At 40.5% G+C, this 22,622-nt stretch carries 20 protein-coding genes; 6 read left to right on the top strand and 14 right to left on the bottom strand.

The window, feature by feature from the left end:
* The first annotated feature begins 105 nt into the window (after window positions 1–105).
* Window positions 106–285, top strand: coding sequence for a BF3379 family histone-like protein (locus J3P43_RS19330; protein WP_255905578.1), 180 nt, complete (start codon window positions 106–108; stop codon window positions 283–285).
* A gap of 574 nt (window positions 286–859) precedes the next feature.
* Here the strand turns inward: J3P43_RS19330 and J3P43_RS19745 are convergent.
* Window positions 860–1,285, bottom strand: a complete 426-nt coding sequence (locus tag J3P43_RS19745; protein ID WP_255905577.1) for a Crp/Fnr family transcriptional regulator — start codon at window positions 1,283–1,285, stop codon at window positions 860–862.
* Between the two features lie 143 nt (window positions 1,286–1,428).
* Window positions 1,429–1,623, bottom strand: coding sequence for a hypothetical protein (locus J3P43_RS19320; protein WP_255905576.1), 195 nt, complete (start codon window positions 1,621–1,623; stop codon window positions 1,429–1,431).
* Window positions 1,624–1,738: 115 nt separating this feature from the next.
* Here J3P43_RS19320 and J3P43_RS19315 point away from each other — a divergent pair, with 115 nt between their 5' ends.
* Together J3P43_RS19315 and J3P43_RS19740 are read left to right on the top strand one after the other, a co-directional pair.
* The gene (locus J3P43_RS19315) at window positions 1,739–2,005 is read left to right on the top strand and encodes a helix-turn-helix domain-containing protein (RefSeq protein WP_255905575.1); all 267 of its coding nucleotides are present in this window, start codon (window positions 1,739–1,741) and stop codon (window positions 2,003–2,005) included.
* Between the two features lie 510 nt (window positions 2,006–2,515).
* Window positions 2,516–4,780 carry an excinuclease ABC subunit UvrA gene (locus J3P43_RS19740; protein ID WP_255905574.1) on the top strand — a complete coding sequence of 755 codons (2,265 nt, stop codon included), beginning with the start codon at window positions 2,516–2,518 and terminating at the stop codon, window positions 4,778–4,780.
* A 536-nt stretch (window positions 4,781–5,316) separates the two neighbouring features.
* Here the strand turns inward: J3P43_RS19740 and J3P43_RS19305 are convergent.
* Complete coding sequence (locus tag J3P43_RS19305) at window positions 5,317–6,171, bottom strand: hypothetical protein (RefSeq protein WP_255905573.1); 855 nt, start codon at window positions 6,169–6,171, stop codon at window positions 5,317–5,319.
* A gap of 159 nt (window positions 6,172–6,330) precedes the next feature.
* On the bottom strand, window positions 6,331–6,630 hold the full coding sequence (locus J3P43_RS19300; RefSeq protein ID WP_255905572.1) for a hypothetical protein: 300 nt from the start codon (window positions 6,628–6,630) through the stop codon (window positions 6,331–6,333).
* Between the two features lie 330 nt (window positions 6,631–6,960).
* Here J3P43_RS19300 and J3P43_RS19295 point away from each other — a divergent pair, with 330 nt between their 5' ends.
* Complete coding sequence (locus J3P43_RS19295) at window positions 6,961–7,761, top strand: DoxX family protein (RefSeq protein WP_255905571.1); 801 nt, start codon at window positions 6,961–6,963, stop codon at window positions 7,759–7,761.
* A gap of 84 nt (window positions 7,762–7,845) precedes the next feature.
* Here the strand turns inward: J3P43_RS19295 and J3P43_RS19290 are convergent, their stop codons facing one another.
* From J3P43_RS19290 to J3P43_RS19280, 3 genes are read right to left on the bottom strand one after another with little or no spacing between them, the layout of a single operon-like run.
* The gene (locus J3P43_RS19290) at window positions 7,846–8,085 is read right to left on the bottom strand and encodes a hypothetical protein (RefSeq protein ID WP_255905570.1); all 240 of its coding nucleotides are present in this window, start codon (window positions 8,083–8,085) and stop codon (window positions 7,846–7,848) included.
* On the bottom strand, window positions 8,086–8,514 hold the full coding sequence (locus tag J3P43_RS19285; RefSeq protein WP_255905569.1) for an OsmC family peroxiredoxin: 429 nt from the start codon (window positions 8,512–8,514) through the stop codon (window positions 8,086–8,088).
* Window positions 8,515–8,530: 16 nt separating this feature from the next.
* Window positions 8,531–9,568: a zinc-dependent alcohol dehydrogenase family protein gene (locus J3P43_RS19280; protein ID WP_255905568.1), complete on the bottom strand. Its 1,038-nt coding sequence runs from the start codon at window positions 9,566–9,568 to the stop codon at window positions 8,531–8,533.
* Window positions 9,569–9,626: 58 nt separating this feature from the next.
* Here J3P43_RS19280 and J3P43_RS19275 point away from each other — a divergent pair, with 58 nt between their 5' ends.
* On the top strand, window positions 9,627–10,649 hold the full coding sequence (locus J3P43_RS19275; protein WP_255905567.1) for an AraC family transcriptional regulator: 1,023 nt from the start codon (window positions 9,627–9,629) through the stop codon (window positions 10,647–10,649).
* 427 nt (window positions 10,650–11,076) lie between these two features.
* Here J3P43_RS19275 and J3P43_RS19270 read toward each other — a convergent pair whose 3' ends face one another.
* From J3P43_RS19270 to J3P43_RS19260, 3 genes are all read right to left on the bottom strand, one after another.
* Window positions 11,077–12,087 (bottom strand): glycoside hydrolase family 43 protein, encoded by a 1,011-nt coding sequence (locus tag J3P43_RS19270; protein ID WP_255905566.1) that lies wholly within the window; start codon window positions 12,085–12,087, stop codon window positions 11,077–11,079.
* Window positions 12,088–12,176: 89 nt separating this feature from the next.
* Window positions 12,177–14,099 carry a glucosamine-6-phosphate deaminase gene (gene nagB, locus J3P43_RS19265; protein ID WP_255905565.1) on the bottom strand — a complete coding sequence of 641 codons (1,923 nt, stop codon included), beginning with the start codon at window positions 14,097–14,099 and terminating at the stop codon, window positions 12,177–12,179.
* Window positions 14,100–14,404: 305 nt separating this feature from the next.
* Window positions 14,405–15,226, bottom strand: a complete 822-nt coding sequence (locus J3P43_RS19260) for an N-acetylmuramic acid 6-phosphate etherase (protein ID WP_255905564.1) — start codon at window positions 15,224–15,226, stop codon at window positions 14,405–14,407.
* Window positions 15,227–15,725: 499 nt separating this feature from the next.
* Here J3P43_RS19260 and J3P43_RS19255 point away from each other — a divergent pair, with 499 nt between their 5' ends.
* Window positions 15,726–16,475: a DeoR/GlpR family DNA-binding transcription regulator gene (locus tag J3P43_RS19255; RefSeq protein WP_255905563.1), complete on the top strand. Its 750-nt coding sequence runs from the start codon at window positions 15,726–15,728 to the stop codon at window positions 16,473–16,475.
* Window positions 16,476–16,761: 286 nt separating this feature from the next.
* Here J3P43_RS19255 and J3P43_RS19250 read toward each other — a convergent pair whose 3' ends face one another.
* From J3P43_RS19250 to J3P43_RS19235, 4 genes are all read right to left on the bottom strand, one after another.
* A complete protein-coding gene (locus tag J3P43_RS19250; protein WP_255905562.1) occupies window positions 16,762–18,909 on the bottom strand; it encodes a hypothetical protein in 2,148 nt (715 codons plus the stop codon).
* Between the two features lie 220 nt (window positions 18,910–19,129).
* A complete protein-coding gene (locus J3P43_RS19245) occupies window positions 19,130–20,368 on the bottom strand; it encodes a hypothetical protein (RefSeq protein WP_255905561.1) in 1,239 nt (412 codons plus the stop codon).
* A gap of 60 nt (window positions 20,369–20,428) precedes the next feature.
* On the bottom strand, window positions 20,429–21,700 hold the full coding sequence (locus J3P43_RS19240; protein ID WP_255905560.1) for a sugar MFS transporter: 1,272 nt from the start codon (window positions 21,698–21,700) through the stop codon (window positions 20,429–20,431).
* Window position 21,701: 1 nt separating this feature from the next.
* Complete coding sequence (locus tag J3P43_RS19235) at window positions 21,702–22,544, bottom strand: N-acetylglucosamine kinase (protein WP_255905559.1); 843 nt, start codon at window positions 22,542–22,544, stop codon at window positions 21,702–21,704.
* Between the last annotated feature and the right edge of the window lie 78 nt (window positions 22,545–22,622).

Below are 22,622 nucleotides of genomic sequence, written 5' to 3'. Positions count from 1 at the left end.
GAAAAATGCGGGGCTGGTTACTGAAAAGACTCCGCACTATATCACTAAGACATAGTATTGGATTATTCAGTTTACTTTCTGATATTGGCGATCAAACTTTAAATCATGAACAATTACAACAAATTAAAAGACCTTCTTGCATCTATTGAAGGCGACGCAGACAAATTTTATAACAACGGTAACAGTGCCGCAGGTACAAGAGTTAGAAAAGGATTGCAAGATATTAAGACGCTGGCCTCAGATATGAGAAAAGAAGTAACAGAAATAAAGAATAAAGAAAAATAAGATTGAGGAGCCTAGAGCTCCTTTTTTTTATAGCCTAAATCTGGTTTCAATCATTCTCCCTATTGCTTGAATCAAATCCAATGGTAGCCCAAGGTTGTTCTCTTCTAACACCCAATTATCATCCCTTCTTAATATTAAGACTGACTGGCCCTCTAATATAACGGGTATTTCTATCGTGCCTTTTGTAATAAGTCGTTCATTTTCTATCTGAAACCAAAGTCTTGGTCTTTGAAAGTTAATCTAAGCGGCATTCCCATAGTTGACAAAAGTACAAAAGCGGCGGATTGAAGCTGAACGATTTAGTAATTAATCATCATTCTTAATCAATAGCACAAAGTTAGGGCCGATTCAGGACATGGGTCCGCTTTGCCAAAGTAGTATTAAAAAAAATGGATATCCAGTCCCTGGAGCCTCCACATTTTTCTAATCTCCACTTTGCCCTTAGTCCTGAATCAGCCCTTCTGGAGCGCCATAATTAATTCATTCACTTTAAATCATCTAATTATGGAAAAGCTTCAAGGTCAAATTTCATTGTTCCAGGTATCAGAAATCAACATTAGTTATAAACCAAGGTTCAAAGCTTGTGAAAGACCTCAGATAACTTGCCGCGCTGTTCCATTTTCTTCAGTAACCGGGAGATGACTTCGCGAGATGTGCTTAGATCGTTAGCAATTTCCTGGTGGGTAATGTTCAACTCGCGGGTGTGCAACTTTTCATGCTGCTGTTTGAGATAAAACTCCAGGCGCTGATCCATACTTTTAAAGGCGATGTTATCGACCAAAGTCAGCAGTTCTTCGTATCGGTTACGATAAGTTTCCAACACAAAATAGTACCAGGTTTTGTGTTCTTTCATTAACTCATCCATGAACTGAATCGGTATAAGTAAAGCCACAGTGTTTTCTACTGCTTTAGCCATAACTTCACTGGTTTCCTGTCTTGCAGCACAAATCATCGACAAAGCACAAGCTCCACCTGGGCTCGAACGACTTATAGTAATCACTTGACTTTCAAATCTTTACCAAGAACAATTTATCTTGGGTACTCTAGTAGGTACTGCACCTGAGTGACGATACAAATATACCACTTTTCGAGAAGAAACAAGCGCAAAATGAACCAAATTACACTTACAATCAGTTGTTAATTCTAGTTTAAAAATTGCTTAATCTCATCAATTTGAAGGCCGGTATATTCCGAAAATTCGGAGATAGATACAAACTGGTTTTTGGTTTTATTATACTTCTTTTTAATGGTTTGCAACAATCTGCAACCTGAGCGCTCGCTTCTTCCTGTGATGAGCATGACGTCTTTTGGGTAGATACAAATTCTTTCAGTTATCATAGCTTCAAGATTAATGGTGCAAGGTCAAAAAAACGAAATTTCTCATGGTACATTTTTGAAAATGTACCATGAGAATAATTTCCCCTCACCACTTTTGTACTCTAAACTTAAGGACATGCCTACTGAAATTGTAACTGTTGAGGATCTCAATGAATTCAGAATTCGATTATTAGCGGATATGGAAAACCTTTTAAAAAATTACACTCAAGCACCAAGAAAAAAATGGCTCAAATCGTTCGAGGTAATGACCATGCTGAACATAACAAAAAATACGCTGACCACCCATCGAAATAATGGTGTACTTTATGGTAAAAAAGTTGGTGGTATTTATTATTATGCGTATCAAGAGATTATGGAACTGCTTCAAAAAAAAGCCAAATAATCTACAACTGAATTTTTAGAACTGTGGGAGTATGTAGTAGTATATAGTAGTAGTACGTTGAGCCCAATATGGCGAGTCAATACCTTTCTCTACTTGGAGGTGGAATCTTGAGCTTAAAACAGGCTCCAATAGACTGGGGAGCTCGTAATATTTCCTACTAAATCAAACTTGAACATTTGTTGGTGGGGCCGACGCCTGGATTAAAAATAAAGCGAAACGCTTCAGAAAAAAGAATAGACATCAATAGTTTTATCATCATGGAAGAACTACCCTAGCCTAATATATCGCCTCATCCAAAATTTAGGAAATAGATTTCAGCTGGGAGATTTGATGATGTAAAAGGCCACATCAAAAACCGTTTTTTCATCATAGACCTTCCTTAATGTATCATAATCCTTAAATCAGACGTCTTGTTCAAATATAGACACCATAAAATTTATTGCAAGACACTAAAATACTCCTGACATACAGATGTCACCCTTGGTTTAATCTAACGAAAATTCAAAACCAGTGAAGCCAAATAATAAACACATAAACATAGTTGGAGCTAGACAAAACAATCTTAAAAACATTTCCTTAGAAATACCCAAAGACGAGATCACGGTTTTCACAGGAGTATCCGGATCAGGAAAATCATCGCTTGTCTTCAAAACTATAGGAGCCGAAGCTCAACGACAAATTAATGAGACCCAAAATAGTTTTACACGGAATCGTTTAAACCATTATGGTGTGCCCGACGTCGATAAGATTGAACATCTAAATGTGCCGGTAATTATTAGTCAAAAGCGGCTGGGCGGCAACGCGAGGTCTACCGTTGGAACTGCGACTGACATCTATACATCATTACGTTTACTGTTTTCTAGAATCGGCCAACCCTTCGTTGGTTATTCGGGAGTATTTTCGTTTAATCATCCTCAAGGAATGTGTCCGGCATGTGAAGGCCTAGGATTTGTAAGCAAGATTAACACCAAGGAACTTTTAGACGAAAATAAGTCATTGAACGAGGGTGCAATTTTATTCCCTACATTTCAACCCGGAGGTTATAGATGGCTGCGATATGTCAATTCAGGATATTTTGATGCTGATAAAAAGCTAAGGGACTTTAGTAAGACGGAGTGGGACCTTTTACTGAATGCAGATGAACACATGCCCACCCACCCTAATAGCTCATGGGGGAAAACGATGCGATACATTGGGCTGCTTCCGAGAATTGAAAATGATTTCTTAAAAAGAGATTCTAAAGAACATAATATAAGAAAGAAAGAACTGCAAAAGATTGTTGTATCCACTACCTGCCCAGATTGTTTAGGTAAGAGACTTAATGAAAACGTACTATCTTGTAAGATCCACGGAAAAGATATCGCAGATTGCGCCATGCTTCCGATTGATGAATTATTAAAATTTATAAAAACAATTTCTTCCAAGCCTTTTAATTCGCTATTGGAAGAATTAAAAATGAAACTCAATAATGTAGTAGACATTGGGTTACAATATTTAACATTAGACCGGTCGACCAGTAGCTTGTCTGGCGGCGAATCTCAAAGAATTAAAATGGTGAGACATCTTGGTAACAGCTTAGAAAACCTGCTGTACATTTTCGATGAGCCGAGCATTGGTCTGCATCCCAAGGATCTTGACAATATTTCAAGCATTATTAATAAAATTCGGAATAAAGGAAATACGGTGCTCATTGTAGAACATGATCCAGATATTATAAAGATAGCCGATCACATTGTAGATATAGGTCCGGGTGCGGGAGTAGATGGGGGGCAAATTGTCTACCAGGGATCATTCAATGACCTCAAAACTTCAGGCAGCAGAACAGGGGCGTATTTTTCACAAAAAAGAAGTCACAAGATCTCCCCGCGGAAAGCAGTGGAGACGATCAAGATTAAGGACGCAACCATGTACAATTTGAAAGAGCTTTCCGTGGACATTCCATTGAATGTATTATCGGTAGTTACAGGGGTAGCTGGTTCCGGGAAGAGTACGTTGATTAGAAAGGTTTTACCAAGTCAATTTCCTGAAGTAAGGATCATCGACCAGTCGCCGATTATCGGGAGTTCCAGAGGAACATTACTTACATACCTGGGGATTTTTGATAAGATCCGGAAGGTATTTGCGCAGGCAAATAAAGTAAGCACTCAGCTATTCAGCAACAATAGCCTGGGAGCATGTTCCAACTGTAAAGGGTTGGGTTTCGAAAAGATCGACCTTGCTTTCATGGATGATGTTGAGTTGCCATGCGAAGTGTGTAATGGAAGCGGCTTTACTCCGGAAGTCTTGAAATATAAATTTCAACGAAAGAATATAACCGAAATAATGGAGTTGACCATTGAGGAGGCATTAACATTCTTTAGGGAACTGGAGTTTGTAGACAATTTTAGGTTGCTCACAGAATTAGGCCTTGGGTACCTCAAACTAGGGCAACGCCTGAATACATTCTCCGGGGGAGAGCGCCAGCGTTTGAAGTTAAGTGCTGAGCTAGAGGTCAGAAATCATATTATTGTCCTTGATGAACCAAGCATTGGGCTCCACCCTTCTGACACACAAATGCTGCTGGACATTTTAGAAAGGCTTGTAGAAATGGGCAACACAGTAATTGTTATTGAACACAACCTCGACATAATTTCACAAGCTGATTGGATCATTGATATCGGACCGGGCGCTGGCAAATGCGGTGGTCAGCTTATTTTTCAGGGGACCGTGGACAGTTTATTAGGCTATAAAAACTCTGAAACGGCAAATTATTTGAAGAGTTATTTAAATGTGTAACCAAGCCTGCCTATGAATTTTAGTGGCTGGGTTTTCTATTGAAATATCTAAACGTTTGTTTTATACAACTACAGGATGGAAAAATAATAGTGAACTAAGAAAAATTGTATAAATAGTAAACTTCATATGGTTATAGATTTTTTCGCCAGTTTGAAGGGCTGTTAATCACAAAAGGCGAGTCATCAAATAGCTTTACAATTTATGACACAGTCCGCAAAATATTAACCTTTCTCTTCAGTGTTCCATTCGGAGGCTTCGGAAACCGAATACCCAATTTTAGTACTGCTTTCCAGTGTCTCCATTACAGCCTAACTTTGTGGTATTGATAAAGAATAATAGATAAAAAAAGTAGCGATACAGAGCCCCTTTCATATAGTAGTATACTTTGTTAATTACGGTTTATTTTCAGTTCAGTGACTATTTCTTCCCATATCTGCCCCCATTTTTTTGCGATCCATTTCGAATCCTGCACCAGCGACCCGGTTACCTATTTTAAACTTTGTCAGCGTTACCTTCAATAGATGCAACTGGGGCTTTTATCTGCTTGTTGGTTCGTTATTCCGGTGCTGCTCTACGCTATCCTTGAAGTTGCTTTTATAAGCTACTTTTCCATCCTGGCCTTTCAGTTCAATATATTCAACTTCGCATAACCCATTTGATATGAACGATAATCCTGTAATGGATTTCATGTCAGCTCGATAGTCCCCTTTAAAGCTTTTTTTACCATTAATATAAAGCGTAAAATGCTTGTTTTTTACGTCTACCTCAATTTCTGTCCACTCCCTAACGTTATAGGTTGTTGAAGTTAGGTCTGTATTTCTTCCACTGATTTTCTTCTCAGCAAAAGATAACATCGCCTCGCTTGCACACCCTTGAGACGTACTTTTTACAAGAATAAAATGTTTCTGGGAATATAATTCCAATGTAATATAAGAACAAAAGTTGTTAATAATTTCCTTCATTCGAACACGCGTTCTTAATTTGAAATTGTCACCACTAATATTCAATCTTTTAGAAAACAAAGAATAGAGATACATTTTCTCTCGATCAGTATGCACGCCACTTCTTTTCAGATCATCTGTCGTGATACTCAAATATCCGTTCCTATTAGGGCTAAGTACCTTAATATATTCAGTGTGATATCTTGTTTTATATTCGTTGGCATAAAAGAACCATCCATTGGTTGGTATATTTACGGGAACTGTTTTGATGATAGAGTCGTTTGCTATTAGTTTGGCTGTGTGGTAACCTGGTTCATAATAAATATCGGTCAGTGTATAGTTGTTTTTGTAGATACGTACCCGCCGATTTTTATCCCACGATTGCTGAATGAAAAAACTATCTGCTTCAACCTCATCAATATTGTAATTAAATATAACGGTGTTGGGCAACTGGTTAGCTGTAGTTTTATGTGCGGAAAGTGACGCCTTTTGAATGTTCTTAATCTTAGGCCTGAGCGACGAGAAATAGAGTATTCCAAAGACCAATACGGCTATTACTAAACCAAGAAAAGCCCCCCTTAACAGTTTAGCGCTTTTTTTCGAAGACTTTTATGGGGCTCCTGAAATTAACCGTAATTCGTCTTTGTCCAATGAAGCCCTATATTCTTCCCAATTCTCAAAATCAAAATAATTGGCAATTGCATTGAGTGTGGCAACTTGAGGCATCCGACTGAAGTTCCCATTTGCAAGCCGCTTGATTGTCACACCACTAATTAATATGCCTGATTTCTTATAAAGTTCACTACTAAGATGCTCGAAATTGCGTTGTGTCATACCGCTTACGCTAGGCCAACCATGTTGCTTGAAAATCTTGCCTATACTTTCCTGAATTATTATTCTGTCGTCCATCTAACAACCTGATAAATTTCTGTTCATTTAAGTATGTCCGCGTTCAACTCCTAAAATAGTTTTTTCTGATGGGTAATCGCTCCTTTCTTGGATCCTATACAAGAAATGTCCGTTTGACGGGTCACCCAGATTGCTCTCATCGAACCTACGAAAAAATGGTTCCGTCTCGTCCAGTTGTAGGACATTAAAGCGACTACTGTTATCAATTGCTCCACTCGCCTGTGCGATCTTCAATTTGTTTGCTTTGTGTAGGATTTTGTTAGGTTTTTGACTCTCGTTTCCGGCGCTACTATCGCTTACTTTGAAGAATTCAACGCATAAATTAAAAACATGACAAAACTAAAAATTTGTGGAAGGGTCTTTTTCGGCCTAGGTGTATCCGGAATAGCGATACTTCATTTCTTTTTCAATGGCTTCAGACCAGTAATTATGCCTGTATCACCAGAATCGGTGGCAGGATTTACAATTTTCGTATACGTCATTGCGATTTACCTTCTTGTTTCAGGTATCCTCATTTGTCTCGGCAGGCATGTAAGGCAAAGTAGCTTGATGCTGGCAGCGGTATTTTTTATTTTTCTACTTGTGGGGCACCTGCCAGTGCGATTACTTGATCAACCCGAGGTGAGAGCCACATGGATAGATGCAATAAAGCTTCTGGCGTTGTCCGGTGGCGCTTTAATAGTGGCCTCTGCATCTCAAGATGCGAAACGCAATAATTTTTTTGATGCTCTAAATAAACTCACTCCTGCTGGGAAATTCTTTTTTGCCTTCATGCTTGGCATTTTTGGCTACGGCCATCTTGCAGGAGCACAAAAAGTTAGCGGAATGGTCCCTAAATATATACCCTGGGCGTTAATGTGGACATATATTTCAGGTATCGCCTTGGGCGGATTCAGTATTGCTCTTTTAATAAACTTCAAAACAAAGTTGGTTGGTATCTTATTAGGCATAACTCTATTCTTATGGCTTATCATGTTACATATTTATTATGCGATTCGCTTCCCCCTCTTCAAAGAGGGGGAAAACATAACTGGAGCTTTCGTATGCCTTGCTTTCTGTGGCATTGCTCTAGTGATTGCAGCGGCTGCAGCGAAAAAAGAGAAAGATAAGCAACAAAATTACTTTGATTAGAATAGAGATCCCAAGTAATGGAAAATCATGGTAAAGGATTTAAATTTCCTTCCATGGAGTTGGATGACAGAAGGTCGTACTTTTTTAGATACCTCCCCTTATACCAGAATAGACACTCATTTTTAAGAGGAAATTATTTTCCGTTACTATCAATAGGCAATACTGAGATCCAATGATTTCCGTACGATTCAAATTACCTGATGACTCTATCTGGTTTCTGGTAAGAAGTAAATCTCCGAAATCGTATAAAATCAGTGCGTTTCCTCCCTTGATAGTACCAAAGAGGTTGACCATTCTTAAATATCCTAGGAGTTCATATATCATTTAACGTAAAACAGCCTCTAGTGATATCGGTATTCTTAAGATTCTAGAAACTGCGCAACTCGTTCTAGCTTTCTCTGCATAAGTATAAAACAGAGCTTGATCAATTCCTGGAACAGCCCCGGTTACTTGAAGGTGAACTCCGGTGATTTCCACGTTTCCAGGTCCAACTTCCATACTCAAGGTGGCTTCAGTTCGAATAATCTCAGATTTAATAGCATCCATATCTAAGATGAACGAAAGCGCCATAGAATAACATCCCGCAAATGCTGCAGCTATCAGTTCCTCCGGATTCGTACCCGTTGCCTGTTCAAATCTCGAGGGAAATGAATACTGCCCGTTCTCTATGAGTTTACTTCCGGTTGAAAGAATTCCTTTACCTGCAGTTGAGGCTCCTCCCCACTCTGCAATTGACGTTCTTTTAAGTACCATAATTTTGTTTTTTATTCTACTGATCAATTGACCCCTTAATTATTACTTTGCCCATTTGGTTACCTGTTGCGAAATAACGATACGCTTCTTTCGCCTCCTCGAATGAAAAAACCTTATCTATTACAGGGCGAACGCGATTACTTTCAATTGCACGGCACATGCTCTCAAGGCTTAGGCGACTACCGACAAATAATGGCTTTAAAGTCACTAACCGTACAAATAAAGAATGGAGGAAATACTTTAATTCATTAGTCTGGTTGTCGTTTAGTGTACCTACGGGGCTAACAGCAACTACTTCACCTCCAAGGGCAGTTGCTTTGATAGATTTTTCCAATGTATCTGTGCCGCCCGTTTCGATTACCCTGTCAACCCCCTTATTATTAGTTATCTTAAGAACTGTTTCATCCCACTCGGTGTCGGTGCGATAATTAATAACATGGGTAGCCCCCAAAGAAATTAGCCTTTCCATTTTGCTATCGCTCGAAGTAAGTGAAATTATTGTCGCACCTACCATTTTAGCAAACTGAATGGCAAACAGGGAAACGCCACCGCTTCCGATTGTCAGTATCGTACAACCGGGTGTAATAGCACTAGGGCCCATCAAGGCACTCCAGGCAACTAGGCCTGCACAAGGCAACGTAGCCGCTTCCTCCCATGATAGGAATGCAGGAAATTTCACTACAGAATCTTCATGCAGAACAGCGTATTCGGTAAGCATACCATTCATAGTACAACCTAATTGATCCACCACATCGTACCCCATTTTTCCGTCGCGCCACCTCGGAAAATAACAACCAATTACTTTGTCGCCAACTTCAAAGCGACTAACATCTTGCCCAATTGCAACAATCTCACCCGCTCCATCACTTACAGGGATAATTCCCTGTTTAGCAGGCAAGGGGTACGTCTGATCTAAAATGTAGGTATCGCGGCGATTTAACGATACCGCCTTAATACGAATCAACAATTCGTTACCCTTAACTACTGGCATTTCATGATCATGAAGTACAATGCCGTCAACATCATTGAACAAATCGAGGTGATAAGCTTTCATTTTTTTTGCTTTTATTTACTACACGAAATTAGCTTCCAAGAAAAGCACAAAATTGATATTGGACGACAAAGTGAATGTTCTTGCATTACACCTAAAAGCATTTACTGATTACGCCGAACTGCGTGGAATCTCTTCTAAAAAGCTAGGTAAAGCTTTAGGACATCCGCTGCCTGATTTGGACAAACCTGACTTAATTGTCGACGGCGATGATTTTGTCTATATTCTTGAAACAATAGTCGATTTATTGAAAGATGACAAGCTTGGAATACGCGTAGGAAATCATCTCAACTTGAAAACGCTAGGTGCCATTTTCAGTGTATCATTAAAAAGCACCACTGTACAAGAGGCTCTTTTTTATTGTCAGGACTATCTAAATCGCACCTTACCGCTAGTGACTACAACTAGCTCCCGTTCAGGAAACATTGCATCGATCGTTCTAAGCACCCATGACAAAACCTCACTGGTCTCAAGGGTGCTTCTCGAAACCATGCTTACAGTAATATCGAGGGAAATTCAGCTACTGAGCGGGGAAGCTACATCCATCGGAGTGACTTCGCCATATTATAAGAGGGAATATCCTAATCACTGGAAGAAAGGTGAAATGTTTTCGGTTAACTTTCAACACACAATTTTGAAAGCAACGCTTCAAAATAATCAAGGATGGGGTTTAGATACGCTCATTCCCCAATATTTAAGCCTCATTGAAGCTATGCGCCCTGATGAGTCGTTCAGCAGAAAGATCAGGGTTATCAGTTTGAAAATGGCGAGTCCAGTTTTACCTGATATTCATATGGTGTGTGATGTGTTAAATTTGACGCCTCGAACCCTGCAACGGAGGCTCTCTTCCGAGGGGAACAACTTCAAGTCGATAATGAAATCACTAAAACACGAAATCACTGGTTTTCTTATCCGACATCATCAATTTTCAATTACGAACATGTCGTATCTTCTTGGATATTCCGAGCCGGCAGCTTTTATACGCTCTTTTAAAAAAGAACATGGAAGTTCTCCAAGGAAACTGCGACAGTATTTGTTAAAGGAGGCACCTAATCTACTGGCCCACGAAGATGCGTCAAAATAGACAACGAAAATACCACTGCACCCGCATCCTGTTTTGGAAAACGTCCGCTTCGAGCTTGCTCTTAATCTTCCAGGCTCGTATAACCACCATCAATTGCGAAAGGCTATCAAACACTAGAGTGCAACACAGCTTAACTGAATATGATAAGACCGAAGCACAATGTTAGAAGTTTCAGTTTGGAGCCATACGAGACGAACTAAAGCCGCTTACATGCAATATACAATTAGAGGACAGTTGTAATTTTGCCAAGCATGAAGAGTAATAATAAACGCCATCGTTCGACCGGGTTTGATGATTGTGGTTGGAAAATGATAATCAGGAAAACGATACGTCTTTCTTAAACTTCCTATGTATCCCTGATAATGGACTAAAGCACTAGACTTAGTATTACCTTTATCTCCATTTACTTTTCCCATTCCAGCTCACCTTAGTAACTGAAATTCTGGTAGCTAAAACTGCTATTATCAATTTGAAATTTATCAGTTCCGCTGTTATCCTCCACGAAGGACGCTTTTACTATGGCTGTAAGACGCGGGCTAATACTGTTAAGGCTATTATGTGTGTGAAAGACATACCACAACTCGTTGTTTTTATCCTTAAAAAGGTCTCCGTGGCCACTTCCTGGTTTAAGAGTACTGTTTCGGCTGATTATAGGATTGCCCTCAAACTTGGTCCAAGGACCATATACATTGTTACTCACCGCATATCCTACTGCATAATCTTTACTTTGATAATGATTAGCAGAATACACTAGGTAGTATAAGCCGTTATTCTTGACGACGGTCGGTCCCTCGGCCACTGCCCCCTGAACCCTTTCCCATGGGAGAGATGCACGGATACACTCCACTGTCGTTTCTTCCTTCGTCTCCGACAAATCCTCACTCATCTCCGACACAAAAACGCGGTTGCCATTACCAAGGCGTACATGAAAAAGATACTTCTTACCGTCATCGTCAAAAAACACGTAAGGATCGATCAGTTTAACTGGTGATTCCAGAGCTTTTTTCACTGTCTGTTTAAACGGGCCTAAAGGACTGTCGCTTTCTGCTATAGCAATTCTCTCATTAGCTGTGTAGGCCATATAAAATCTTTCGCCATGCTTGAATACATGAGGTGCCCAAAATCCCCAATCGCCAAAAGAGTCACCTTTATACATGGCTTGCTTTTTTAGCACCCATGTGCTCATATCATTTGACACATAAACGAGAAACCCATTATCCGGGTTGTTATCGTTCGTTCCATATAGATAATATTGACCATCAAAATAAAAAATGCTGGGATCTGCTTGGTTGACCGGATAACGAACATCCGGATTGGGCTTACTTTCCCTGGGAGGAGAATCTGATTGTTTGCACGACACAGTTACAAGTACAACCTTTACACATAAAATCAAGCAGAAAGCTTTCTCGTGAAGAAATTTAGTTATGTTTACTTTCATGGTAATTTATTTAATGTAACTAATACATATATTGACGTAGACACCAGTATCAAGCCTTTATTCCTTGCACATCCTAGCTCCGTCTGGTGTCAAAAAATGTACCTTACGAACGCTTCTATAGCTTCGTATTCTGCTAATCCCAGTCTATTATAAGCTTTAGCGGTCTCTCGGGTCCTATCCTCAGCTCTAACCCAAAACTCTCGGGAATCGTCTCCTGGGAAAACTGGATAATCTTTTTGTGATTGATGTTTGAATATTGCGTTTCGTTTCCTCTCTACTTCCAAGGGTGATAAAGGTACTGCCATTTGTATCTCATGGATTTTGAATTCGTGCCATGCTCCGCGGTAGAGCCACACCCAACAGTCCTGTATCCAATCCGTTTTTTCCAGCTTTAGCTGCTTTAAAGCCTCGAGCAGAATATCGAAACAGACCTTGTGCGTCCCATGAGGATCAGCAAAATCTCCTGCTGTAAATATTTGATTCGGTTTTATTTCTTGTAGCAGTTCCTTAGTTTTTCGGATATCATTGTCGTAGTTACTTTTCGTCTCGGTCTTCGATAATTCATAAAACTCCAGATCCATGAAATGAATATGGCTATCATCTAAGCCAACAAAACGTGCACCTGCAATCGCTTCGCCTTTACGAATAAGGCCCTTCACTGTCTTAATCACTTCAGTATCGGCCTGATTGGGTTTCTTTGATTTCAGGAACTTCAGCATATCGCGATATTCCTGTTCAAGCCTTCTTGTATCCAGGCTGCGGGATTTAGAAAAATCAATTGCAAATTCTGTAAACCGCAGTGCATCATGATCCCATACGGCGGTGTTACCTGATGTTTGATAAGCGACGTGTACATCATGACCATGGTCAGACAGACGTATAAAGGTACCGCCCATCGATATTACATCGTCATCAGGGTGTGGTGAAAATATCAGAGACCGCTTAATAGCCGGCTTTGCACGTTCCGGCCTTTGGCTATCATCAACATTTGGCTTTCCTCCCGGCCAACCAGTGATTGTATGTTGTATCCTATTAAATACTTTGATATTTATATCATATACCGGCCCATAGTTCGTAGCCAGTTGTGCCATACCGTTATTATTGTAGTCATCTTCTGTGAGCTTTAGTATAGGTTTCGCAACCTTGTAAGACAGCCATATCACCGCTTTCTTTATCAGTTCATCATCCCATACACAATCCTTTACCAGCCATGGAGTGTCAAACCGGGTTAATTCAGAAGCCGCTCCCTTGTCAAGCACAAATTGTACTTTATCAGATAACTGAAGAAAGGTAGCAGGTACATGGGTTGATATTTCGCACTCAACAGCTTTTTTTATAATTGAAGCCTTTTTATGACTCCAAGCCATCAGGATAATCTCTTTAGCCTTGAATACTGTCCCAATACCCATTGTAATGGCCTTAGTTGGTACATTTTCTTTACCCCCGAAGTCTTCAGATGCATCACTTCTGGTTAAGTCGGCTAGAGTCACTAACCTGGTTCCTGAATTTGGGGCTGAACCTGGTTCATTAAATCCAATATGCCCCGTGCGGCCTATACCTAAAATCTGAATATCAATTCCCCCATGAAGGCTTATTTTACGTTCATACTCAAGACAATACTCAGCAACCTGCTCCTCTTCCAATGTACCATCCGGAATGTGAACATTATTCCAGTCAATATCGATATGGTTAAACAGATGTTCTTTCATAAACGTAACATAACTCTGTTTTGAGTTAGGTTGCATTGGGTAATACTCATCTAGATTAAAGGTGATAACATTCTTAAAGCTCACCCCTTCCTCCCGATATAATCGAACAAGCTCCTGGTATAAAAGAACAGGAGTTGCGCCTGTCGCTAAACCAATTACTGTATTTCGATCAATATTATCATTTTCGGTTATAACCTCCGCTATGCGACGGGCAACCTCTCTGGAGGCGGCTTCCGAATTTGCAAAAATTGCAACTGGTAGTTTTTCAAATCTGGTTTCTTCTAAAAGATTTAAAATGGCCATTTTGTGATTCTTAATTTATGACTTAGTATAAAGGACTAAGGTGCTAATGCTATGAATAAAAAAGTTAAAAACAACCGCTCTTACATCATACTAAATAACATAGATGTCATCAACTGCGGTTGAATCCTAATCAAGTATATATTGAACTATAGAATATCTCAACAGTTATTTCATCAGCTTCTGTTAAGTCGGCGGGGCTACTTTATATCAGTTCACCAAACACAAACCAACATACGATAATGCCTCGTTACTTACCAAAAAGACAATGGAGCTGCTGCGAGCTAATTAGACTAAAAGAGTTGCTGCTATCTAATTGTAAACAAGTTATCCAAAGCACCCTTAACACTTCCTGCGGCTAAAAGAAGGTCTCGTGCTTCATTATAGTCTTGAATTCCCGATTTTTCCATAAGCATCCGAACGCCACGGTCAATTATCTTCTCATTAATCAGTTTGACATTCACCATCTTATTGTCCTCCACACGCCCCATCTGAATCATTGTAGTAGTACTTATCATGTCAAAAAGCATTTTTTGCGCTGTGCCGCACTTCATCCGTGTACTTCCTGTTATAAACTCAGGACCTGTAATCACTTCGATTGGAAAATCGGAATTATTTGCAATTGGTGAATTAGGGTTACTAACTATACAGGCAGTTGTTATTTGATTCTTCCGGCATTGTTTTAAAGCAGCTAACACAAAAGGGGTCGTCCCACTGGCAGATATACCAATTACAATATCCTTATTGTTTATCGAACACTCTTGAAGCTTTGCCCACGCCTCAGCTGTATCATCTTCTTTTTCTTCGAGTGCGTCTATAAGACGCTCGGCCCCCCCAGCGAGTATCACATTGAACAAGTCTTTATGAACCCCATAAGTTGTTGGAAGCTCGATTACGTCGAGTACTGATAGCCTTCCCCCACTCCCCGCTCCTACGTAAAATACCCGACCACCGGAGTTCAACTTTGACACGATACACTTAATCACCGCATTTATCTGAGGAAGTGCTTCTTCTATAGCCGGAGCTACAATCTTATCCTCACTGTTAATTTTAGCAGTGATTTCTTCAACAGTTAATTTTTCAAGGTGCCGGTGGGTGGAAGAATATTCGGTTATTAGTATTGAATCCATTGTTTTAAATTTGATTTTACTACTATGTTATTTAAAGTGCCAACTATTGATATATGTAATTTCTTTGTCAGTGAGCGCATTTCTCGCTAAACACTGTGGGTTAACTTTATTTTGGAGATATGGAAATCATCGATGAACTTCACAGAATTATGATACTCTGAACAATAATTTCTTCAACTGCTAAATCCATTGACCCGGCTGTTTCCGATCTTATTCGACAACGACTGCCCTTACATTTCAGCTAACACTGTACGATCTTGAGTTCCCTCTAAAATATTTTGCGTTCCGTGGTCAAGCATATATCACCAAATATGGACTATCCGCGCCCCTTCGATAGAATTGATACGCGCATACAGCCTTCTGCCAAAATAGCAATCAATTTGCGTTTTCTTGCGTTTTATTTTGTAAATATATACGCAAAATTATTCAAATGCAAGTTTTTCAGTATTTTTATTCATTTACGTACATTTACCAGCGTAATAAAATTTACTTAAAGATTATGCTCAGAAAAGAACGTCTTAAGATTATTATGAGAGAAATAAATCTGCATAATAAAGTGTTATCGACCGATTTAGCAGATATTCTGAAAGTGTCGGACGATACAGTTAGGCGAGACTTAAAGGAACTTGTCGATAGTGGAGAGATTCTAAAAGTACATGGTGGAGCAATTAGTAAGTCTTTTGTACCTCCTTTCTTCAGCACTAATAACGTTTATGCTCAAGATCTCAAACAAGAGATAGCGTCAAAAACACTTAAGCTACTAAAGAATGATATGGTGGTAGTAACCGAGGGTGGTACTACTATCATTGAACTGGCCAAAATGATTCCTGACAACCTCCGGATAACCTTTTTTACAATAAGTCCACAGGTTGCAATAACTCTTTCTGAACACAGCAATCTTGACGTAATAACGATTGGAGGAAAGCTGAGCAAAAACGCAAACCTGCACATTGGTGCCAGCGTTATAAACGAGCTGGCAAGTTTAAAAGTAGACTTGTGCCTCCTTGGAGCAAACGCATTCTCCATTCACGATGGACTTACTGATATCGATTGGGAAGTTGTTCAGGTTAAGAAAGCTCTTATAAGATGTGCTAATAAAGTGGCAGTCTTAAGTATTTCAGAAAAGCTAAATACCAGCCAACGGATCAAGATCTGCGATTCTAGCCAAGTGAATTATTTAGTTACAGAGCTTTCCCCTGACAGTCCTGCTTTAGCCCCGTACAAAAGGGATGAGCTCAAACTGATTTAAAGGTTTTCGGAATATATTTCTCCCGGATACTGTAAGGGAAATATCACGGGCCGCCTGCAAGTATTTTGCATGCCGAAATTCGGAATGCACGCTGAGCCATTACTCTCTTCTTAAGTAGTAAGGCTTTTAATTTAGCAATAAAAGCCTTACTATTCTTTGAAATCGCTATACAACATTTCTTAGGCACTAGTACTATCACCCTCGATGCATGTTGTATCCTTGTTAATGCACTCTGCCTTTTAGCGTTTGACGTGTAATACCAAACACCTTGATGATAATTCAGCCCTCATTTAGCCGGACCACGCATCATGACTTCAAGTGTTTCTCTCATCTGTGAATTTATTTGTGAATTCTGAGTAAGTTTCCAATAACTCTCGTCCTCCTGTATTTGCAATTGGCCCGCCACAATCCAACTTTGAATCCAGCCAGTTAATGTGCACCAGGCACCCCAGCCAACGTCCGCGTTCGAAGCCCAATAATCCCAACGGTCATAATCGAAAGCCCTAAACCATGCACCATCCAGGTCCTTATGTTCCTTACTTTTCACCTGTATGCGTGTTAAAAAATCGGACAACTTATTAACAGCCGCTTTATACCGCTCATTTCCAGTCGCATGAGCAGCTTCGTTCAAACTAAATAACGCAAAATTACAAGTATAAAGCATTTCGGCTACGGGGTCCCCATTCTTAAAAATAAGAGAACTCTCATCGGAGCCATAATCTGCGTTAGATTTTAAAACCTTAAACCTACCGGCACCTTCTCCAATTTCTTCGCGAATTGCACCGCTTTCAACCTGATACTTCAGCATATCAGTAGTAACCAAATCTAACCATCTGCGATGCTCTTCTGTGTTTTCAACTCTTACGAGCCAAGCTAAAGGCAGGATCATGCGGGCACGCTGCGTTTGCATGCTGCTCCCCCAAAGCCAATTATTCGGATAGGCGTCCATAGTCATTTTGATAGCTATTTTTGTTTTGGCAAGAAGAGGTTCATACCCTGTCTTATTGTAAAGCCACAGATAGCATGCCCACATCCATGATTCAAAATGAGGAGAAGGATGAAATAGATCTCTTTTACCAAAGTGCTGCCACCCAGATTTCAGCAACTCGCTTTCTTCGAGTCGTTCACCACTGAAACCTAACTTACCCGTAGTCCTGAAATTGGCCATTATTGCCTCCGATAACTCCTTATCCCATTTATTAGTATTAAGATAAGCCGATGCTCCAATAATTCCGAGTATTGCCCGCGCATTATCGTCGCCGTAGAAAACTCCAGGATGAGTTGTTGCCCAACCTATCAATCCGAATGCAGGGCTATTCTTATCGTTCTTTGCTCCAGCTCTCAGGTTTGAATTTTTAAAGACAAAATCGATGAGGTTAACCGCCTTTTCTTTATACTCATTACTTTTAAAAGCACGGCTGGCAGCAGCCAAGGCCATACTTGCCTCCCCCTGAACGTCAGCACGCATCCAGTAGCGATACTGTTGGGTTCCATCATAGTTAATTGTAGAGGCATGTCCCTCCAAAATACCTAGACTACCATCTCCATTTGGAAGGTTTTGATCCACTGGGGGACCGAAGGGTTTTTCACCATTTCCCTGGTACTTCAGCCACAAATCATTCCATGCTGGATGGACAAAGAACCGGCCGTTATAAAACCACTCCACACCTTTTCTCACGCTATTTAGTCTTGCGTTGGAAGGCAATGAATCCTCCCGTTTATACATTGGGGCCACGTCTGTTGGCCAGTCACGTATTTGAACTTTATTATCATCCGTTACCCAAGATAAAATATGGGACCAGACCTGCTTTATTGATTCTTTAGGACCATACCGCGCAGCGACGAAATTGCTCAACTTGGTAGTTGCAACCATTGTGTTTCCGTTTATAAACAAGAGCGGGTAAGATTTTGTGCTGTCTAAGCCATACTCCGCTTTATCAAACCCGACCACTTTCGCCAATACTATTAAAGGATTATTTACATGAGCTGGCAAGACATGGCAATTGTGTATGGCTACCAGGCTCATCGGCTTTAATCTAGAGCCGAAAACACCCCCTGTTACAACTGCCCTTTCTAATCTCGTCTCGACAGGTTTTGCATCAATTTTAACTCCAAAAAAAGACGCTGGATACTCGATATATATCCTTAACTTCTTTTTTGCGGCCCTACTTTGTAGCTCCCTTGAAATTTGATGCCTTTCAGAGACAAGTGGATAAGTATCAGAAACAATGAAAATTCCCGATTTTCGAGGGGCTGCATAAATGGCAGCCGATATATCCGAATATCGCTTTATTTGATAACCTTCTAGGTTCAATAAAGCGAATAGGTCGTTTTTCGGATCACCGACAAACATTACTTCCTTTTTTTGAGAAAAAGCAGTGGCTGCGATCAGCAGAAAAAAGAATGTGAATTTAACTGGTAATAAAAATCTCATTATCATATTAATTATTTAAATCGTGTGTAACAAAAAATGTAAATTTATATGCGACAGAAATCTCGCTCTGCCTGTCAAAATAGCCTTCTTAGAAAAATCTCCCCTTGTTAGAGGACCAGCGGTCGTATCGCAATTTCGACCGTACCATCAGGCGATGATAGCCGACATCCTTTGTCAACTTGAAGAATCATCTGGGTTGAATCGTTGTTATCAGAACCGTTTAAGACCCGTCCCCTTCAAGTTTAAGTGAGTATAAATCGGACAACATTGTTGAGATCGTTCGCCGTATTAAGATCTCAGCATTGGGCTGAACAAAAGACCATTTTCCGGGACCAGTTTCATAACCACCTTCATCAAACGCTGCAATTGTAGGTATGTATCCGACACTATTCTCAGAATAACCAACTACAATCGTTTTCCCAAAGGGCGAAGCCTTTTCAATTTCTAGTGCAATTGCCACAAATGGTTCACCGGGTAAAAAGACGAATGAAAACGACCCGAGACGTAAAACCGCTACTCTAGCAATACAGTTTTTTACATCCGGGGCTCCTTCAAACTTTCTGGGCTCGAGCATAATTTCTTCGGTCCTAAATGCGAATGGTAAAGGCTCAATCCTTTCTGCATGAGCAACTGATCCTTTAACAACTGCCGCAATCGCCTTCCCATGTGCTGCTGCAGTCTCATGCCCACAAGACACGGTCGTGGGGTTGATGTCCCCTGCTGCTCCATTTAAAAACAGCGATATACCGCAAGCACGAGATGCATCAAGAGACGCACAAAGTTCTCCTGGGTAATCAGACGAAACCTGGGGTAAGCACATCTCATGAACTGGATGGCAAACGGCATGGACCATTGTAGATATCACGTTTCCCTGCAACGACTTGAACTGAACAACATGAATTCTCCGATCTACTGGCCCAAGTTCCATCAGATCTTTTGAAATGGGTTGAAGGGAGTCTGAAATTACCATTCCATCGGCTGTTGATATCCTTCTTTGCAAACTATAGTCACCGACCTCGAAATCGGCAATTCTCACAGAACAAGATTGCGCAGACATAAACGCAACGTCTATCCCCCTCCTTATTCTTTTCTGAACAGTAGCAATCCAGGTAGAAAAAGCCTCGCTTTCATACAAATCTGAAAGTCCGAGTGTTTCCGGAGCATTATGGGTATGGGTACAGGTAATTAAAATTCTATCTGCCGGAAGTAGGCTTGATAACCGGGCTTTAAAATCAGCCCAACATCCAACAACAGTAGCGCTAAGACCAAGCAGATCCAGTGAAACAATGGCCAACCGGTCATGAGGAGGGCCGATTACAAGTATCCTTGCTTTCAACGGCAAACGCACTGATTGAAAACGAGTCCATCTCCCCTCGACAGAGGATATTAATAAACCAACCTCAAGTGGTGGTGTAATATCTTCAACAGCGACTCCCGCCGTAAATTCGTTAGGTTTCAATTCAATCACGATAAGTATCTAGTTTGATGAATACTCTTGTTTGATTTCGCATTACTATCCTTACCTCCTTTTGTGCCCCAAAAAAGCATAATACCAAATGAAAATATACGCCGGTATCATTATCCAGTAACCATGTTGCGGGGTAAATCGATCGGCTATTGCTCCATAAAGCAAGGGTAACAAAGCACCTCCAGCTATTCCCATAATTAATAATGAAGAACCTTCCTTGGTAAATCTCCCTAGCCCGGACAAAGCCAGGGGCCAAATAGCAGGCCAGATTAACGAATTAGCAAAGCCGAGAAGAGCAATAAAGAATACAGAGAGATAGCCAGTACTTAGAGTCGCAAATAGCGTAAAAAAAGCGCCCAAAATGGAGAAAAGCTTCATGGCCTTTTCTGAGGACAAATACTTTGGAATGCATATAATCCCAACCAGATAACCAGCAATCATACCTACTAATGTGCAAGACGTAAAGAACTTAGCTTTTGACAGCGCTATTCCTTGCCAGGCAGCATAACTTATTATCGTATCTCCGGCCATTACCTCGACACCCACGTATAAAAACACAGCCAAGACACCTAGCAATAAATGCGGGAATTGCAAAACACTTGTCTTATCTAAATTTGCGACGGCCGTAATTTCGTCCTCTTTATCGGTATCAATCTCGGGAAGACCGGAAAAATGGACTATGACCGCGAGAAAAATTAACACCAGAACCATTACAGTATACGGCACTATTACCCTGGCAGCTAGAGCATCAAGCGCTGCCCCTTGCTGTCCTATATCCATTTTTGAAAGCCGTTGAGTTAAAACATCTGTATCCTTGAGTGCTATAGCCCCCAGAACAATGGGAGCAATTGCACCTGCTACCTTATTGCAGATACCCATAATACTTATTCTTTTAGCAGCACTCTCTGGTCGCCCTAGGATTGTAATGTAAGGGTTCGAGGCGGTTTGAAGAATGGCCAGACCAGTCCCTTGGATAAACAGCCCTAACAGGAAGAGACTATAAATCCGGGTCATGGCTGCCGGAACAAATATTGCAGCGCCCACGGCCATCACAATTAAACCAGCAGACATCCCTTTTTTAAATCCTGTTAGCTTCAATACCACCGCTGAGGGAATGGCCATCACCAGATAGGAAATGTAAAATGCAAATGCTACAAGGTAAGATTCGAAGTTATTGAGCTCGCAAGCTATCTTTAGGTAGGGGATCAGGACGGCATTGAGCCAGGTTACAAATCCAAAGATAAAAAAAAGCATACCAATTATGAGTATAGACCTATTGTTCGAGGTTGCTTCCTTGTCTATTTCAATTGATAAAGGTTTCATGCTATGCTGGCTCCTTTTGTGAATAGTATTCAATTAAACCATCCATCGGTGAACGTTCAATTGCACCAATGCCCATTCCGTAGTCGGCCGCCACTTCTTTCAAAAGCGATTGAAAAGCATAGCCAACTGAACCTATGCAATTAAACTTATATTGGGAGTAGTCTGGATACAAAGCAACCAGACTTTTGAAAAACATATGAAACGCATATCGCAATAAAACCTTGGAATACAAACAATCTTCCTCCAACACAGTGCAAAATCGCGCGCAGTACCGATTGGCAAGCGGTAAAGAATACACGTTATATAAAACTTCTCCTTTTTCTATGCCAAATTGCCCTTCCAACCGCAGCCTAACCTCTGTCGGCATTTGCCCCCTTAAATAATCTCTTAAGACCATTTTTCCGATAAAGGCACCACTTCCTTCATCTCCAAGAATAAATCCCAGGGAATCAATATTTAGCGCAATATCTTTTCCATCATATAAACCTGTATTGGAACCTGTGCCAAGTATTGCAACAAAGCCTTTGTCTGCATTGAGCAAACCCCTACCTGCCGCTAAGAGGTCTGAGTAGATACAAACCTCCGCTTTCCAGAACACGTTTTCCAAAGCACCCTTAACTATATTGCTACGTTCTCCATCACAACCTGCGCCGTAAAAATAAACAGCTGAAACCTGACTTATATTTACGGCTACGTCGAGTGCTCGTAGTAAAGAATTAGAGATTTGTTGCCCGCTAACGAAGTAAGGGTTGTACCCCTCGGTATCAAAACGCAATACCTCCGAACCATTCTTTAGCAAACTCCATGTAGTTTTAGTGGAGCCACTGTCTGCTATTAAAATCATACTTTCATTTCTAATTTCACGTTGATAAAACATTCAGGACTCTGATAGCCAGCCTTAGCAAGGTAGAAACACGCTTGA

Source organism: Paradesertivirga mongoliensis (assembly GCF_024436395.1).
GTDB classification, from domain to species: domain Bacteria; phylum Bacteroidota; class Bacteroidia; order Sphingobacteriales; family Sphingobacteriaceae; genus Paradesertivirga; species Paradesertivirga mongoliensis.
The sequence above is the reverse complement of the archived record's forward strand: the minus strand, read 5'-3'. Positions and strand labels throughout refer to the sequence as shown.